The following is a 15,971-nucleotide window of genomic DNA, read 5'->3' as shown; positions in this document are numbered from 1 at the left end:
AAGAAATCCTCTCCGCGCTGAAATTCTGGCTGGACCTCGGCATCGACGGCTTCCGGCTCGACGCCGTCCCCTACCTGTTCGCGCAGGGAGGCACCAACTGCGAGAACCTCCCGCCCACCCATGACCTCCTCAAACGGGTCCGCAAGGAAATCGACGCCCACTACCCGGACACGGTCCTGCTGGCCGAGGCCAACCAGTGGCCGGAGGATGTGGTCGACTACTTCGGCGACTTCGCCTCGGGCGGCGACGAATGCCACATGGCGTTCCACTTCCCGGTCATGCCCCGCATCTTCATGGCCGTCCGCCGGGAATCCCGCTATCCCGTCTCCGAGGTCCTGGCCAAGACCCCGGCGATCCCGTCGGGCTGTCAGTGGGGCGTCTTCCTGCGCAACCATGACGAGCTGACCCTCGAAATGGTCACCGACGAGGAACGCGACTACATGTACGCGGAATACGCGAAGGACCCGCGTATGCGCGCCAACATCGGCATCCGCCGCCGGCTCGCCCCCCTCCTCGACAACGACCGCAACCAGATCGAACTCTTCACCGCCCTCCTCCTCTCCCTCCCCGGCTCACCGATCCTCTACTACGGCGACGAGATCGGCATGGGCGACAACATCTGGCTCGGCGACCGCGACGCCGTCCGCACCCCCATGCAATGGACCCCCGACCGCAACGCCGGCTTCTCCTCCTCCGACCCCGGACGCCTCTTCCTCCCCACGATCATGGACCCCGTCTACGGCTACCAGGTCACCAACGTCGAGGCATCCATGTCCTCCCCCTCCTCGCTGCTGCACTGGACCCGCCGGATGATCGAGATCCGCAAACAGAACCCCGCCTTCGGCCTCGGCACCTACACCGAACTCCCCTCCACCAACCCCGCCGTCCTCGCCTTCACCCGGCAGTACGAGGACGATCTGGTGCTGTGCGTGAACAACTTCTCGCGGTTCGCCCAGCCCACCGAACTGGATCTGCGCCAGTTCGCGGGACGGCACCCGGTGGAGCTGATCGGCGGGGTGCGGTTCCCGGCGATCGGGGAGCTGCCGTATCTGCTGACCCTGGGCGGTCACGGCTTCTACTGGTTCCGGCTCCGCAAGGACGCCGCGTAGCAAAGGACGCCGCGTAGAACTCGCGGGCGGGGCGGTTTCCCCCACCCCGCCCCGGGCACGCATACGTAACACCCCGCCCCCGGGGAAAGGACGCCCGCCATGTCGGAAGCCGTCACCCGTGCCGCCTCGACCAGCCCCGGCCTTCTCCCCTCCCTGGACCCCCTGCTGCGGCCCTGGCTGCCACGGCAGCGCTGGTTCGCCGGAAAGGGGCGTCCCGTCACCGGCTTCTCGCTGGTTGCGGCCACCGAACTGCTCCCGCACACCGGCACACTCGGCCTGTACCACCTCCTCGTACGGGCCCATCAGCCACCACGCGGCGACTGCTACCAGCTCCTCATCGGGGTGCGCGAGGCACTGCCGCCCCGGCTGGCACCCGCCCTGATCGGCCAGGTGACCGAGGGCCCGCTCGCCGGACGCACGGTGTACGACGCCCTCCACGACCCCCGGCCCGCCGAACTGCTCCTGGAGGCCCTGCGCTCCCGGGCCCGCATCGGCGGGCACCTGCGTTTCGACCGCGCCCCGAACCGCGAGATCGGCCCGAACCGCGAGATCGGCCCGGCCCACGAGATCGGCCCGGACCTCGCCCCCCGGATGCTCACCGCCGAGCAGTCCAATTCCTCCGTCATCTTTGGAGATACGTTCATCCTCAAGCTGTTCCGCCGTATCTCACCCGGCGTCAACCCCGATCTGGAACTCCCCCTGGCCCTGTCCGAGCAGGGCTGCGCACGCGTCCCCGCCCCCACGGCATGGATCCGGGCGGAGCTGGGCGGCGACCCGTACGTCCTCGGCATCCTCCAGCCGTATCTGCGGGGCGCCACCGACGGCTGGGAACTGGTGCTGCGCGCTCTGGCCAAGGGCGAGGACTTCATCGCCGAGGCCCATGACCTGGGCCGGGCCACGGCCGAGGTGCACACCGCCCTCGCCCGCGCGCTGCCCACGGTGACCGTGGGACGCGCCCAGCTGGAACCGCTGGTCGCGGGGATGCGGTCACGGCTGACGGCGGCGGTACGGGCGGTACCGGCGCTGCGGGGGTACGAGCCGAAGCTGCGGCGAGTCTTCGACGCGCTGGCCGGAGAAGACGGGGAGGGCCGGGAGCGGCGCGCTCAGCGCGTCCACGGGGATCTGCACCTCGGACAGTGCCTGCGCGCCCCCTCCGGTGCCTGGTCGCTGATCGACTTCGAGGGCGAACCGGCCAAGTCGCTCACCGAACGCCGGCTGCCGCAGCCGGTGGTCCGGGACATCGCGGGCATGCTGCGGTCCTTCGACTACGCCGCGCACTCGGTCCGCCCCCCGCTGCCGGAGCGGGCGGCGGCGGCCTGGGCGGACGCCTGCCGGGACGCCTACTGCGCGGGCTACGCGCAGGTGACGGGCGACGATCCGCGCGGCGACGCCGTACTGCTGCGGGCGTACGAGACCGACAAGGCGGTGTACGAAGTGGTGTACGAGGCACGGCACCGGCCCGACTGGCTCGCCGTGCCCCTGGCGGCGATCGACCGCCTGGCCGACCCGTCCTGACGATCCGCACCCGCGCCAAGGAGGCTCCTCCGTGACCGCCCGCCCCCCGTCCAGCACCCCGAACCCCAAGGTCACCCCCTCCCCCGCCCTCGACGCCACCGACCGCGCCCGGCTGCTCTCCGGCACCCACCACGCGCCGCACTCCGTCCTGGGCGCGCACCCGGCCCCCGGCGGAGTGGTCGTCCGGGCGCTGCGCCCCTACGCGCTGGCGGTCACGGTGGTGGCGGGCGGGCTGCGCACCGCTCTCCACCACGACGGCGACGGCCTGTTCTCCGGCCTGCTGCCCCTGCGGGACGTACCGGGGTACCGCCTCCAGGTGACGTACGAGGGCACGGTGCTGGACACGGAGGACCCGTACCGCTTTCTGCCCGCGCTCGGGGAGGTCGATCTGCATCTGATCGGCGAGGGCCGACATGAGCAGCTGTGGAAGGCGCTGGGCGCCGAGCCGATGACCCACCAGGACGTGACCGGCACCCGCTTCACGGTCTGGGCGCCGAACGCCCTGGGCGTGCGCGTGGCCGGGACCTTCAACCACTGGGACGGCACGGGCTTCCCCATGCGGTCGCTGGGCGGCACCGGGGTGTGGGAGCTGTTCGTGCCGGGGGTCGGCGTGGGCGAGCTGTACAAGTACGAGATCACCCGCGCGGACGGTTCGAAGACCCTGCGCGCGGACCCGCTGGCCCGCCGGACGGAGGTACCGCCGGACACGGCGTCGGTGGTGACGGCGTCGGCGTACGAGTGGGGTGACGCGCGGTGGCTGGCCCGGCGGGGCGAGGTCCCGGTGCACGAGGCGCCCTTCTCGGTGTACGAGCTGCACCTGGCGTCCTGGCGACCGGGCCTGACCTACCGCCAACTGGCCGAGCAACTCCCCGCGTATGTAAGCGACTTGGGCTTCACGCACGTAGAGCTGATGCCCCTGGCCGAGCACCCATTCGGCGGCTCCTGGGGCTATCAGGTCACCGGCTTCTACGCGCCCACGGCCCGCCTGGGCAGCCCGGACGACTTCCGGTTCCTGGTGGACGCCCTGCACCGGGCGGGCATCGGGGTGATCCTGGACTGGGTCCCGGCGCACTTCCCGAGGGACGACTGGGCACTGGCGGAGTTCGACGGGCGTGCGCTGTACGAGCACGGGGACCCCTTGCGGGCGGCGCATCCGGACTGGGGGACGCTGGAGTTCGACTACGGCCGCCGTGAGGTGCGCAACTTCCTGGTGGCGAACGCCGTGTACTGGTGCGAGGAGTTCCATGTCGACGGCCTGCGGGTGGACGCGGTCGCCTCGATGCTCTACCTGGACTATTCGCGCGAGCCGGGCCAGTGGACGCCGAACGAGCACGGCGGCCGGGAGAACCTTGACGCGGTGGCGTTCCTCCAGGAGATGAACGCGACGGTGTACCGCCGGACGCCGGGGGTGGTGACCATCGCCGAGGAGTCGACGTCGTGGGACGGCGTCACCCGCGCCACCCACCACGAGGGCCCGAGCGGCTTCGGCGGCCTGGGCTTCGGTCTGAAGTGGAACATGGGCTGGATGCACGACTCGCTGGCGTATCTGTCCCATGACCCGGTCCACCGCAGGCACCATCACCAGAAGATGACGTTCTCGATGGTGTACGCGTACAGCGAGAACTACCTCCTGCCGATCTCGCACGACGAGGTGGTGCACGGCAAGCGCTCCCTGGTGTCGAAGATGCCGGGCGACTGGTGGCAGCAACGGGCCGACCACCGCGCCTACCTCGCCTTCATGTGGGCCCACCCGGGCAAGCAACTCCTCTTCATGGGCCAGGATTTCGCGCAGGGCGCGGAATGGTCGGAGGCACACGGCCCGGACTGGTGGCTCCTGGACCCGTCGTACGCGGCGGAGCCGGACCACCGGGGCGTACGGGACCTGGTACGCGACCTGAACACCACCTACCGGCATACGCCCGCCCTGTGGCAGCGCGACACCGACCCGGCCGGGTTCGAGTGGATCGCCGGGAACGCCGGGGACACCGTGGACGACAACGTCTTCGCCTTCCTCCGCCGGGCGGCCGACGGGACACCGCTGCTGTCGGTCAGCAACTTCTCACCGGTCGTCCGCGCCGACTACCGCCTGGGCGTCCCGGACGACGTCCCCGCCTGGCACGAGTCCCTCAACACGGACGCCGTACGGTACGGGGGCGGCGGCGTGGGCCGACCGGACCCGGTGAAGCCGGAGGCGGTCGCCGCGCATGGCCGTCCGGCGAGTGTGAGGGTGACGCTGCCGCCGTTGTCGACGGTGTGGCTGCGTCCGGCTTGATGTCGGGGGGCAGTTGGCGGGGGGCAGTTGGCGGGGGGCTCAGCGCTCCGGGGCAGGCGTCCCGCGGACCCAGCGGTATACCAACTCCGGCCGCCCGACCTGCCCGTACTGCGGGCTGCGGCCCGCCCAGCCCGCTTCGACGAGGTGCTCCAGGTAGCGCCGGGCCGTGATGCGCGAGATGCCGACCGCCTCGGCGACCCCGGCCGCGGTGAGGCCCTCGTCGCAGGTGCGCAGCGTGGAGGTGACCCGCTCCAGGGTCGGGCCGCTCAGGCCCTTGGGGAGGGCGGCCGGGCCGGGGGCGCGCAGGTTGGCGAGGGCTCGGTCGACCTCGTCCTGCCCGCTGGCCTCGCCCGCCGACGCCCGGAACTCGGCGTAACGGACGAGGCGGTCGCGCAGGGTGGCGAAGGTGAAGGGCTTCAGGACGTACTGCACCACGCCGAGGGAGACGCCTTCGCGGACCACCGCCAGGTCCCGGGCGGACGTCACCGCTATCACGTCCGCGTGGTAACCGGCCGCCCGCAGCGAGCGCGCCAGTTGCAGTCCGTGCGCATCGGGCAGGTGGAGGTCCAGGAGGAGCAGATCGACCGGGTCGCGTTCCAGCGCGCGCCGCGCCTCCGCGCCGGTGTGGGCCTTGCCGACGGCGGTGAAGCCGGGCACCCGGCCGACGTACATGACATGGGCGTCGGCGGCGACGGGGTCGTCCTCCACCACCAGCACGCGGATCGGCCGCGTCGCACCCCGGTCCGCCCTGTCCGCGCCGGTCATGCCCGTCCTCCGGTCACTGTGTTCCGTGTCGCTGTCGCTGCCGATGTCGCTGTCACCGTCTCCGTCACGGTCGGTGTGGCTGTCGCCGTCGCCCGTAGGGGCAGCCGTACCTCGAACCGTGCCCCGCCGTCCGGCGCCTGTGTCACCGTCAGTGTCCCCTCGTGGCGGTGGACGGCCTGGCGGACCAGGGCGAGGCCCAGCCCCCGGCCGCCCGGTCCGGCCGGTTTGGTGGAGTAGCCGCGCTGGAACACCAGGTCCGTGTGGGCCGGGTCGACGCCCTCCCCGGTGTCGGTCACCCGCAGCACCAGTTCCTCACCGGTCTCCTCCCGGAGGGGTTCCGTGTACGCGGCCACCGTCACCCGCGCCCCCACGCTCCCCTGTGCCGCGTCCACGGCGTTGTCGATCAGGTTGCCCAGGATGGTCACCAGATCCCGGGCGGGCAAGGCCCGTGGCAGCAGTCCGTCGTCGAGGCCGCCGCTCTCCCGGGAGACCTCCAGCTCCACGCCCCGCTCATTGGCCTGGGCGGTCTTGCCCAGCAGCAGCGCGGCGAGGACCGGTTCGCTGACCGCGGCCACCACCTGGTCGGTGAGGGCCTGGGCCAGTTCCAGCTCGGCGGTCGCGAAGGCGACGGCCTCGTCCGCGCGGCCCAGTTCGATGAGGGAGACGACGGTGTGCAGGCGGTTGGCCGCCTCGTGGGCCTGGGAGCGCAGGGCCTGGGTGAAGCCGCGCTCGGAGTCCAGCTCGCCCGTCAGGGACTGGAGTTCCGTGACGTCCCGCAGGGTCACCACCGCGCCGCGCCGCTCACCGCCGGAGACCGGTGAGGTGTTGATGACGAGCACCCGGTCGGCGGTCAGATGCACCTCGTCCACGCGCGGCTCGCCGGACAGCAGGGCCCCGGTGAGCTGGGCGGGCAGTCCGAGGTCGGCGACCGAGCGGCCCACCACCTCGCCGCTGACGCCGAGCAGCTCACGCCCGCCGTCGTTGATCAGCGCCACCCGGTACTGCCCGTCCAGCATCAGCAGCCCCTCGCGCACGGCGTGCAGGGCGGCCTGGTGGTAGTCATGCATCCGGCTCAGCTCGGATGCGTTCATGCCGTGGGTGTGGCGGCGCAGCCGGGCATTGATGACGTACGTGCCGACCGCGCCGAGGGCGAGCGCGCCGCCCGCGACCCCGATCAGCGCGGTGACCTGCTCCTGCACCCGGCGGCTGATCGCATCGACCCGGATCCCGGCGCTGACCAGGCCGATGACCTTGCCGTCGGCGGTGATCGGGGTGACCGCGCGGACGGACGGGCCGAGGGTGCCGGTGTAGGTCTCGGTGATGGCCTCGCCCTTGAGGGCGGCGTCGATGTGGCCGAGGAACGGTTTGCCGATCTGGCTCTCGTCGGGGTGGGTCCAGCGGATGCCCTGCGGATCCATGATCGTCACGAAGTCGATGCCGGTGTCCTCCATGACCCGTACCGCGTAGGGCTGGAGCTGGGCGGTGGGGTCGGTGGTGTGGATCGCCTCGGCCACCGAGGGGGCGTCGGCCACCGCGCGGGCCACCGCCATCGCCTGCTGTCCGGCCGCGTCCTGGGCCTGGCTGCGGTCGCTGACGTAGGTGAAGAGCGCGTACCCGGCCACGAGCACCGCTATCAGCACCGCCTGCATGGCGAACAGCTGACCGGCCAGGCTCCTCGGCCTCAGGGAAGGGATACGCGACATGACGTCAGTGTGCCTCGCGACTTAAGCGTGAACTAAATGAACGTAAGGGTGACCGGCCTCACACGCCAGGAGATAGTCACCGCAATCCTCAAAAACTCCCGGACGTGAGCCGCACTCCGGTGATGCCGACGACGACGTCAAGGAGGGCAGCCGTGAGCAGCCGCACGCCCGAAACGGCACCTGCCGCGCCCGCCGCCAAGCGGGACCGCACCCACTACCTCTACATCGCGGTGATCGCCGCGGTCGCGATCGGCATCGCCGTGGGCCTGATCGCCCCCGACTTCGCCGTCGAGCTGAAGCCGATCGGAACAGGCTTCGTCAATCTGATCAAAATGATGATCTCGCCGATCATCTTCTGCACGATCGTGCTCGGCATCGGTTCGGTCCGCAAGGCCGCCAAGGTCGGCGCGGTCGGCGGTATCGCCCTGGTCTACTTCGTGGCGATGTCGCTGGTGGCGCTGGCCATCGGTCTGGTCGTCGGCAACATCCTGGATCCGGGCACCGGCCTCGCGGTCACCGACTCGATCCGGGAGACCGGTCAGGCGCAGGTCGACGCCGAGGCCAAGGACACCACCGAGTTCCTGCTCGGCATCATCCCGACCACCATGGTGTCCGCCTTCACCGGGGGCGAGGTGCTCCAGACGCTGCTGATCGCGCTGCTGGCCGGCTTCGCGCTCCAGGCGATGGGCGACGCCGGGCAGCCGATCCTGCGGGGCATCGAGCACATCCAGCGGCTGGTCTTCCGGGTCCTCGCGATGATCATGTGGGCCGCCCCGATCGGCGCGTTCGGCGCCATCGCCGCCGTCACCGGCTCCGCGGGCATCGACGCCCTCAAGAGCCTCGCGGTGCTGATGCTCGGCTTCTACGTGACCTGCTTCCTGTTCGTCTTCCTGGTGCTGGGCACGCTGCTGAAGCTGATCTCCGGGCTGAACGTCCTCTCGCTCTTCAAGTACCTGGGCCGGGAGTTCCTGCTGATCCTGTCCACCTCCTCGTCCGAGTCCGCGCTGCCGCGGCTCATCGCGAAGATGGAGCACCTGGGTGTCAGCAAGCCGGTGGTCGGCATCACCGTCCCGACCGGCTACTCCTTCAACCTCGACGGCACCATGATCTACATGACCATGGCGTCCCTGTTCATCGCCGACGCCATGGGTACGCCGATGTCGCTCGGTGAGCAGATCTCGCTGCTGCTGTTCCTGCTGGTCGCCTCGAAGGGTGCCGCCGGTGTCACCGGCGCCGGTCTGGCGACGCTGGCCGGTGGCCTCCAGTCGCACGCGCCGGCCCTGGTGGACGGCGTCGGCCTGATCGTCGGCATCGACCGCTTCATGAGCGAGGCCCGCGCCCTGACGAACTTCGCGGGCAACGCGGTGGCCACGGTGCTGATCGGCACCTGGACCAAGGAGATCGACAAGGAGCGGGTCGACCAGGTGCTCGCCGGCAAGCTGCCCTTCGACGAGAAGACGCTGCTGGACGACGGCCACGGCGGTGCCGCGCCGGAGACCGCGGGCGGCACGGACAGCGCGGCCGACGCGGCGGGCGCGGACGGGGTGCCCGCCCAGCCGCAGGGCGAGAAGGCACTGACCAAGGCATGACCGGACCCGGTCAGACCTGACCAGCCCTGACCAGACCTGGGGAGCGGAGCCTGCCAGCCAAGCCGACCCGCTCCCCGGAGGGTGCCCGTTCCTGCCTGAACCAGAGACGGACACCCGACCCGGGACCCCGGGCAAGCCGAGTTCTCCCCCCGCCTCGGCCGGCCCGGGGTCCTTGCCGTGCGCCGGCGTACATCGGGGGGCGGCGCTTGCCATGACGCCGACGTCAAGTCGTACGTTCATCGGTATGCGAATCGGCGAGCTGGCCGAGCGGGCCGGAACCACCACCCGGGCGCTCAGGTACTACGAGTCACGGGGGCTGCTGCCCGCGCGGCGGGACGCCCACGGGCACCGCACCTACGACGAGCGGGACCTGCGACTGCTGCGGCAGATCCGGACGCTGAAGGACTTCGGGTTCGAGCTGGAGGAGACCCGGCCGTTCGTGGAGTGTCTGCGCGCCGGGCACCCGGAGGGCGATCTGTGCCCGGCCTCGCTCGTGGTCTACCGGCGCAAGCTGGACGAACTCGACGCGCTGATCGGCGAGCTGACCGCCGTACGGACACAGGTCGGGGCGCAGCTGGCGCGGGCGGAGCGGGAGCGGGCGGAGCTGGCGGCCGAGGCGGAGGTTCCGGGCGGTCCGGAACCAAGGTGCGAACTGGGAGGACGGCCATGAGCAGGGCGGCGGGCGTTGCCGAGGTGACCGACGCGGACTTCGCGGACGAGGTGATCGGGGCGGAATTGCCGGTGCTGGTGGAATTCACCGCCGACTGGTGTCCGCCGTGCCGTCAGATGGCGCCGGTACTCAGCGCGCTGGCGGTGGAGGAGGGCGCGCGGCTGAAGGTCGTACAGCTGGATGTGGACCACAATCCGGACACCACGCAGCGGTATCAGGTGCTGTCCATGCCGACGTTCATGGTGTTCCGCGATGGTGAGCCGGTGAAGGCGATGGTGGGGGCCAGGCCCAAGCGGCGGCTGCTGGAGGAGGTGGCGGAGGTGCTCTGGGCTGCCGCCCGGGGCTGAGCGGACACCCCTGCCCGTGAACAGCGGAAATCCCCCGAGCAATTGCGCTCGGGGGATTTCTCTGCGTATATTCAAGAGTTCGCGACTTCGGAAATAGAAGTGGCGAAAGCAAGTCACTGAGCACAGTATATCCGGGCGGGAGCGGAATTGTCAAACAGTGAATTTCCAGATGATGAGCCGGACGTCGAAATGCGGGACGAGCAGGAATTCATCGACGGCCTGTATGCCCGGGTCGACGTGCTGCGCGGAGCCACCGAGGCGTCGGTCACCGATGCGCTCGCCCGGGGCGACAAGCCCATGCAGGCCCGGCTGGAGCGGGACATCCAGGTCGCCGAGCACGCGGCGACGCTCGCCGCGCTGAACGCGGTGGACGGCTCGCTCTGCTTCGGCCGGATCGACCTCACCGACGGCGCCACCCACCACGTCGGCCGGATCGGGCTGCGCGCCGACGACCCCGACCGCACCCCGATCCTGATCGACTGGCGGGCCGGCGTCGCCCGCCCGTTCTACCTGGCCACCGGCCACACCCCGATGGGCCTGCGCAGGCGCCGCCATCTGTCCACCGACGGGCGCCGGGTGACCGCCCTGCACGACGAGATCCTCGACCTCGGCGACCGGGAGCGCACAGGGCACGAGGACCCGTCCGGGGACACCGTGCTGCTGGCCGCGCTGAACTCGGCGCGCACCGGCCGGATGGCGGACATCGTGCAGACCATCCAGGCCGAGCAGGACGAGATCATCCGCGCCCCGCACCGGGGTGTCCTGGTGGTCGAGGGCGGCCCCGGCACCGGCAAGACGGCGGTGGCCCTGCACCGGGCCGCGTACCTCCTCTACGAGCACCGCGAACTGCTGGCCAAACGCGCGGTCCTGATCGTCGGCCCCAACCCGGCGTTCCTCGGCTACATCGGCGAGGTGCTGCCCTCCCTCGGCGAGACCGGCGTGCTGCTGGCGACGGTCGGCGAGCTGTTCCCGGGCGTGAGGGCGAGTGCGACCGACAGTCCCGAGGCCGCCGCGGTGAAGGGCGGCGCCGAGATGGCCGACGTGCTGGCCGCCGTCGTACGGGACCGGCAGGCGCTGCCCGATCCGGTGATCGCGATCGAGCACGACCGCGAGATCCTGATGCTGGACGACGGGCTGGTCAATGTCGCCCGCGAGCGCACCCGCGCGGCGAAGCTGCCGCACAACGCCGCCCGGGAGCATTTCGAGGGCCACATCCTCAACACCCTGACCGAGCTGTACGCCGAGCGCATCGGCACCGACCCCTACGACGGTTCCAGCATGCTGGACGCGACCGACCTGACCCAGATCCGGGACGACCTGGCCGAGAACGCCGAGGTCTGGTCGGCGATCGACCAGCTCTGGCCCCGGATCACCCCGCGTCGCCTGGTCGCCGACTTCCTGGCGGCGCCGGAGGGATACGTGAGCGACACGGACGCCGCAGCGATCCGCAGGCCGGTGACGCGTGCCTGGACCACGGCGGACGTACCGCTCCTGGACGAGGCGGCGGAGCTGCTGGGCGAGGACGACCGAGTGGCCCGGACCCGGGCGGACCGCGAGCGGGAGACCCAGATCGCGTACGCGCAGGGCGTGCTGGATGTGTCGTACGCGTCGCGGACGTTCGAGTTCGAGGACAAGGAGGACAGCGACCCGGAGTCGTCCGAGGTCCTGTCGGCCCACGACATCATCGACGCCGAACGCTTCGCGGAGCGCCACGAGGAGGCGGACCACCGCAGCGCCGCCGAACGGGCGGCGGCGGACCGCACCTGGGCGTTCGGCCACATCATCGTGGACGAGGCGCAGGAGCTGTCCCCGATGGCATGGCGGCTGCTGATGCGGCGCAGCCCGACCCGCTCGATGACCCTGGTCGGCGACCCGGCCCAGACGGCGGACCCGGCGGGCGTCGGCTCGTGGGCGGACATCCTCACCCCGTACGTGGAGGACCGCTGGACCCACACCCGCCTGGGCGTCAACTACCGCACCCCCGCCGAGATCATGGACTTGGCGGCGGCCGTGGTCCGCGCGCAGCACCCGGACTTCGAGCCGCCGAGTTCCGTACGGTCCACGGGTGTACGTCCCTGGATCCGCGCGGTGGACGACGTACCCGGCGCGATCGCCAAGGCGGTGGAGGAACTGACCCCGCAGGAGGGCCGCCTGGCCGTCATCGCCCCCCGCGGCCTGCACCGCCGGCTCGCGGCGCGGCTACCGGGCGTGACAGCGGGCGCGGAACCCGACCTGACCCACCGGGTGGTCCTCCTGGACCCCCGCCAGGCGAAGGGCCTGGAGTTCGACTCGGTGCTGGTGGTGGAGCCGGGCGTGTACGGGGTGAGCGACCTGTATGTGGCACTGACCCGGGCTACGCAGCGGTTGGGGGTGCTGCATTCGGGGGCGCTGCCTCGGGCGTTGAGGTGAGGGCGTCCTGTGGTGGCCTGTAGGGGCAGGGAAGCCCTGCGGGCACGACACCCCGTCCGTCCGTCCGGACGCGTCACGCGGTGCCGTGCCCGCAGGGCCGTGCCCGTTGAGCCGGTCAGCGGTGACGCTCCCGGTACGCGGCGTACAGCAGGGCGCCGGTCGGGGCCCGGTCCCGGTACCTCCGGTACTCCGTGAGCGCAACTTTGGGATTCCTGAAGCACGCTCGTCTCGTCCGACCGATCCGCAGTCGGCCGATCAGATCAGATGCTGGTTCGGCAGGCCGCCGTGGGACACGTGTCCGATCGACGAGATGAACCGGCCGCGCGGGGCCAGGGACGCCCGGTTGCGGATGCCGCCGAGTGAGCCGGAGATCGGGACGCTGTTCACGGGCCGGGGCGGCGAACCGGCGACCTGCCGCAAGTTCGCCCCTATCGCCCGGAACCACACCGGCTCGAAGCTGATGTCCCAGGTCGGCCTTCGGGTGAGCGAGGCATGCGGCCTCAACCTGAACGACATCAAAGGGGACCTGGGTCGCTTCGGCAGGCTCCACCGCCAGGCTGTCCGGGCTCGTCGACCGGTTCTCGGAGAACAACGCAACAGCCGCTCACGCCAACGCCGTTACGTTTGACCGGCGCCTGGATTTCGTCAAGTCGGTGATGCCGAGGAACGGGGCCTCTGGTAGATCAACGTGGTGTCGTGCCATGCGATCAGGAACCAGGAGCCCCGTTCACCGATGGATCACCCAAGTCCGACGCGGTCTCCGACCGTGAACCCGAGCAGACAGACGCGCAGGGAATCAGAGTGCGGCTTTCCTTACGCCCGCCATTATTGCCCTACGGATCACGATGGTTGCCGCCAAGTCGGCGAAAGCGATGCCGAGAAGACCGTAGGATTCCGGGGGCAGATAGAAGATCAATCCGATCGATATAACCACAGCGCTGCCAACCGCCCCGAACGAATTGACCCAAAAACCGCACCAGAAGAGCCGACTTCCGTTCGCCCTCTCACAGATTTCGGCCAGTGCTTTCCTGAGTCTCAACGGGTTACCCCAGCCGAGCCCGACAGCCCAGGACATCATCATTATTCCGCTGATGAACATGCCTTCGCTGACCATGACTCCGACACCCGCCCACGGAGCAACATCGAACAGGCGCCCCTTGAGTTCACCGAGTGGATTCATTACAAGAGTGAGTACCGTACTGACAAGCGCTAGCGTCACGGCAATGGAGCGTTTGTTCCGCCTGAGCAGAGCGAGGTTTCCAGACCGCCTCTGGAGCGGACGCGTCTCCTCCTCCGGAGGCGAAGTGTGTAAACTCACGCGAAAGCCTTGCCCATCAAGCGATGGGATCGAGACAGGGCACAAAATATTCCGCCCACGACTTTCCGGGCCACAAAGTTCCTGCGCAGGACTCGGGGCATCGGATTGCGCCATACGCCGACTGTTCCGAAATTCATTGACTTGGCGTCCTCGTAGGCATCCGGGAACACGCCAACAAATGTGCACCCTATCCCTGCGTAGATACGCAGCAGCGGATCCAGGGGACGCTGTTTCCCCTTCACCGCACGCGTCGATCGGAAATATGATTCAGCGAGACCGAGCCGCTCCTCCTCGGTCAGTGATTCCACGTCGCGTCCTTCGCCGCGGCAGCGTCGACGGACCCATGAGAGCAGGCCAGGCATCCTGGACTCGAAGAAAAATTGATCAAGCCCGCCCTCGATCACCTTCCCCATGGTGTGGAGGATAAGCATGTTCCGCGCACCTTCGCCCGCACCGGACAGCATGCTGAGACTGACCACGTACACGTTCGGTCCCGCCGGGTTGTAAGTGCTCAGCAACGTGCCATTGTCGGTGGTGTCCTCCCACGATTTAAATTCGTACGGAGTTTTCCCGGTGGGGCAACTGACAAGGAATCCCTCTATCGAGCCGTCCTTCTCGGCGACCCGAAACCAGTCGGGACCGACCTTGTCGAGACGCATGGTGAACATGTCGATCAGACTCTTTCGAAGTTCTGCCTCTGACGCGTCATAGTCCTTGTAGACAGAACGGAACGCGGCAAGGTCGACGTCCACCAGCCTTTCAATGTCGCCGAGATGCGCTCCGCGGGCAGAATAACGAGGCTTTGGATTCCTCTGACTGTCCGGCACGTGTTCTCCCGTCTTGGGATTATTGAGGGAATTCTTCGCTTGCGAAACGACCAGATGCCGAAATGCTCTCACTTTCGCGTTGCATCCTGCCGCACTTTGCATGTGGGAGTCAGGGATGGGAACCCGGCGCTCCCAGCAGCACACCGGAGGACGCCGAGCCCCACCCAGCGAGTCACCTCAGGGCGTCACCACCGGATGTGGGCCAGGGCCAAGTTGAGAATGGACCCCAGGGTGCATAAAGCAAAATAGATTTGATCAAGATCTGAGGAAGATTGGCCCTCGATCCGGCCGAAATCGACGTACACAGGTTGAACCCGTAACTTCGCCTTGGGCGGTGACGGGGGCGTGATCCTCGCGCTTTTGCTGGATCGTGACGTATGCGGGCCACCGGCCTCGCTTCACCTACCGGTTGCACACCTGGCACGCCCGGAAGAAGAAGAGCAAGAGCTCCACTCCGGACGACTATTGTGCCTTCCTGACCGCGCTGCATCTCCTTGCGCGGGCGCTCGCGGCGTTCCACGCCTGCGACCACACCGCGCTGGCGGTCCTGCTCCCGGCCGCCATCCGCACCGGCCATGCCGACGGCACCGGCACCGGCCTCGCCCGCCGCGCTGCGGGCCAACGCCAGCAGACCGGCGAAGGCGCTCGGGTAGGCGTGAGGGCGGGGCCGTCAGCCCGCTCTCTGTCCCGGACGGGTATACGCATCGCGGGCCCGTGGCCGTACCTCCCGAGGGCAGGTGCGGAGCTACTTGTCGTCGAGGTCTTCGCCGAAGGTGACGTCCAGCTCGGCGGCGAGGGCCTCGGCGAGCTGGAGTGTCTGGGTGTGGTCGATGACAACCTGCTTGAGCGAGGCCAGGCCGCGAATCTGGGAGAGGTCGTTACCCCGGAGGTCCAGGCCGCGGTACTTTCCGCCGTCGAACTCGGTCAGCCGTAGAACGCAGTCATCGATCAGGGCGGCGCCGAGGTCGGCGGAGGCGAAGGTGGTCTCGCGCAGCGAACACTTGGAGAAGATCACAGGCCCAGCGGACCGGACGCTGGTGAGGGTGCTGTAGTCGATCTTGCAGTTCTCGAACAGGACGTTGTCGAGCGTCACGTCTTCGAGTGTGGCGCCCATGAGCTTGCAGTCACGGAAGACAGCTCGGGAGGCTTTGCTGTCGGTCCAGTGCAGGGAAGTCAGCTCGCAGCCGGTGAACTCCACGGAGTCGACGCGCAGCTTCTCAAGGCGGACGCGCCGGGCCTTGAGGCCGGTGACCCGCCCGTCCAACAGGTGGGTGTCAGCCAGATCGAGTTCCCGCAGGTCGGCGTCGGCATAGTGGAACTCCGCCATGCGACCACGGCCGCCCTCCAGTGAGGTGACGTTGGAGAGGTAGAGGCCCGGCTCGTTCAGAGCAGGGAGCGTGACGCTCGTACGGCGGATCGTGCGGGTGTCCATCAACAGCCTTTCAGC

At 69.4% G+C, this 15,971-nt stretch carries 13 protein-coding genes; 7 read left to right on the top strand and 6 right to left on the bottom strand.

Annotated elements, in window-relative coordinates; translation table 11 throughout:
* The 3 genes from ACFRFC_RS37795 to glgB form a co-directional block, all read left to right on the top strand.
* A partial coding sequence (locus tag ACFRFC_RS37795) for an alpha-glucosidase C-terminal domain-containing protein (protein WP_383112699.1) occupies positions 1 to 1,109 on the top strand: 1,109 nt, incomplete at its 5' end.
* 99 nt (positions 1,110 to 1,208) lie between these two features.
* On the top strand, positions 1,209 to 2,624 hold the full coding sequence (locus ACFRFC_RS37790) for a maltokinase (protein WP_382685497.1): 1,416 nt from the start codon (positions 1,209 to 1,211) through the stop codon (positions 2,622 to 2,624).
* 31 nt (positions 2,625 to 2,655) lie between these two features.
* Positions 2,656 to 4,896: a 1,4-alpha-glucan branching enzyme gene (glgB, locus tag ACFRFC_RS37785; RefSeq protein WP_382685499.1), complete on the top strand. Its 2,241-nt coding sequence runs from the start codon at positions 2,656 to 2,658 to the stop codon at positions 4,894 to 4,896.
* 39 nt (positions 4,897 to 4,935) lie between these two features.
* On the opposite strand, the gene ACFRFC_RS37780 is transcribed toward glgB, so the two are convergent.
* Together ACFRFC_RS37780 and ACFRFC_RS37775 are read right to left on the bottom strand one after the other, a co-directional pair.
* Positions 4,936 to 5,661: a response regulator gene (locus ACFRFC_RS37780; RefSeq protein ID WP_382685502.1), complete on the bottom strand. Its 726-nt coding sequence runs from the start codon at positions 5,659 to 5,661 to the stop codon at positions 4,936 to 4,938.
* Positions 5,658 to 7,364, bottom strand: coding sequence for an ATP-binding protein (locus ACFRFC_RS37775; protein ID WP_382685505.1), 1,707 nt, complete (start codon positions 7,362 to 7,364; stop codon positions 5,658 to 5,660). The genes ACFRFC_RS37780 and ACFRFC_RS37775 overlap by 4 nt, the downstream gene beginning before the upstream one ends.
* A 122-nt stretch (positions 7,365 to 7,486) precedes the next feature.
* On the opposite strand from ACFRFC_RS37775, the gene ACFRFC_RS37770 reads away from it, so the two are divergent.
* From ACFRFC_RS37770 to ACFRFC_RS37755, 4 genes are all read left to right on the top strand, one after another.
* Positions 7,487 to 8,953, top strand: a complete 1,467-nt coding sequence (locus ACFRFC_RS37770; RefSeq protein ID WP_382685779.1) for a cation:dicarboxylate symporter family transporter — start codon at positions 7,487 to 7,489, stop codon at positions 8,951 to 8,953.
* 244 nt (positions 8,954 to 9,197) lie between these two features.
* Positions 9,198 to 9,623, top strand: a complete 426-nt coding sequence (locus tag ACFRFC_RS37765) for a MerR family transcriptional regulator (RefSeq protein WP_382685508.1) — start codon at positions 9,198 to 9,200, stop codon at positions 9,621 to 9,623.
* Complete coding sequence (gene trxA / locus ACFRFC_RS37760) at positions 9,620 to 9,970, top strand: thioredoxin (RefSeq protein ID WP_382685511.1); 351 nt, start codon at positions 9,620 to 9,622, stop codon at positions 9,968 to 9,970. Before ACFRFC_RS37765 ends, trxA begins: the two co-directional genes overlap by 4 nt.
* 189 nt (positions 9,971 to 10,159) lie before the next feature.
* Positions 10,160 to 12,379: a HelD family protein gene (locus ACFRFC_RS37755; protein ID WP_382685513.1), complete on the top strand. Its 2,220-nt coding sequence runs from the start codon at positions 10,160 to 10,162 to the stop codon at positions 12,377 to 12,379.
* Between the two features lie 255 nt (positions 12,380 to 12,634).
* Here the strand turns inward: ACFRFC_RS37755 and ACFRFC_RS37750 are convergent, their stop codons facing one another.
* The 4 genes from ACFRFC_RS37750 to ACFRFC_RS37735 form a co-directional block, all read right to left on the bottom strand.
* Positions 12,635 to 12,895, bottom strand: a complete 261-nt coding sequence (locus tag ACFRFC_RS37750) for a hypothetical protein (RefSeq protein WP_382685516.1) — start codon at positions 12,893 to 12,895, stop codon at positions 12,635 to 12,637.
* Positions 12,896 to 13,175: 280 nt separating this feature from the next.
* Positions 13,176 to 13,559, bottom strand: a complete 384-nt coding sequence (locus tag ACFRFC_RS37745; protein ID WP_382685519.1) for a hypothetical protein — start codon at positions 13,557 to 13,559, stop codon at positions 13,176 to 13,178.
* 134 nt (positions 13,560 to 13,693) lie between these two features.
* Entirely contained in the window at positions 13,694 to 14,524 is an 831-nt protein-coding gene (locus ACFRFC_RS37740; protein ID WP_382685522.1) for a hypothetical protein, read from the bottom strand.
* Between the two features lie 745 nt (positions 14,525 to 15,269).
* Positions 15,270 to 15,956: a pentapeptide repeat-containing protein gene (locus ACFRFC_RS37735; protein ID WP_382685525.1), complete on the bottom strand. Its 687-nt coding sequence runs from the start codon at positions 15,954 to 15,956 to the stop codon at positions 15,270 to 15,272.
* Between the last annotated feature and the right edge of the window lie 15 nt (positions 15,957 to 15,971).

It is taken from the genome of Streptomyces sp. NPDC056734 (genome assembly GCF_042790455.1).
GTDB lineage: Bacteria > Actinomycetota > Actinomycetes > Streptomycetales > Streptomycetaceae > Streptomyces.
The sequence above is the reverse complement of the archived record's forward strand: the minus strand, read 5'-3'. Positions and strand labels throughout refer to the sequence as shown.

What these genes read in the sequence shown, in the direction of transcription:
- trxA (WP_382685511.1), top strand. Translation starts at nt 9,620, where the DNA reads ATGAGCAGGGCGGCGGGCGTTGCCGAGGTGACCGACGCGGACTTCGCG.
- ACFRFC_RS37775 (WP_382685505.1), bottom strand. Translation starts at nt 7,364, where the DNA reads ATGTCGCGTATCCCTTCCCTGAGGCCGAGGAGCCTGGCCGGTCAGCTG.
- ACFRFC_RS37745 (WP_382685519.1), bottom strand. Translation starts at nt 13,559, where the DNA reads ATGAATCCACTCGGTGAACTCAAGGGGCGCCTGTTCGATGTTGCTCCG.
- ACFRFC_RS37750 (WP_382685516.1), bottom strand. Translation starts at nt 12,895, where the DNA reads ATGTCGTTCAGGTTGAGGCCGCATGCCTCGCTCACCCGAAGGCCGACC.
- ACFRFC_RS37765 (WP_382685508.1), top strand. Translation starts at nt 9,198, where the DNA reads ATGCGAATCGGCGAGCTGGCCGAGCGGGCCGGAACCACCACCCGGGCG.
- ACFRFC_RS37735 (WP_382685525.1), bottom strand. Translation starts at nt 15,956, where the DNA reads ATGGACACCCGCACGATCCGCCGTACGAGCGTCACGCTCCCTGCTCTG.
- ACFRFC_RS37770 (WP_382685779.1), top strand. Translation starts at nt 7,487, where the DNA reads ATGCCGACGACGACGTCAAGGAGGGCAGCCGTGAGCAGCCGCACGCCC.
- ACFRFC_RS37790 (WP_382685497.1), top strand. Translation starts at nt 1,209, where the DNA reads ATGTCGGAAGCCGTCACCCGTGCCGCCTCGACCAGCCCCGGCCTTCTC.
- ACFRFC_RS37780 (WP_382685502.1), bottom strand. Translation starts at nt 5,661, where the DNA reads ATGACCGGCGCGGACAGGGCGGACCGGGGTGCGACGCGGCCGATCCGC.
- ACFRFC_RS37755 (WP_382685513.1), top strand. Translation starts at nt 10,160, where the DNA reads ATGCGGGACGAGCAGGAATTCATCGACGGCCTGTATGCCCGGGTCGAC.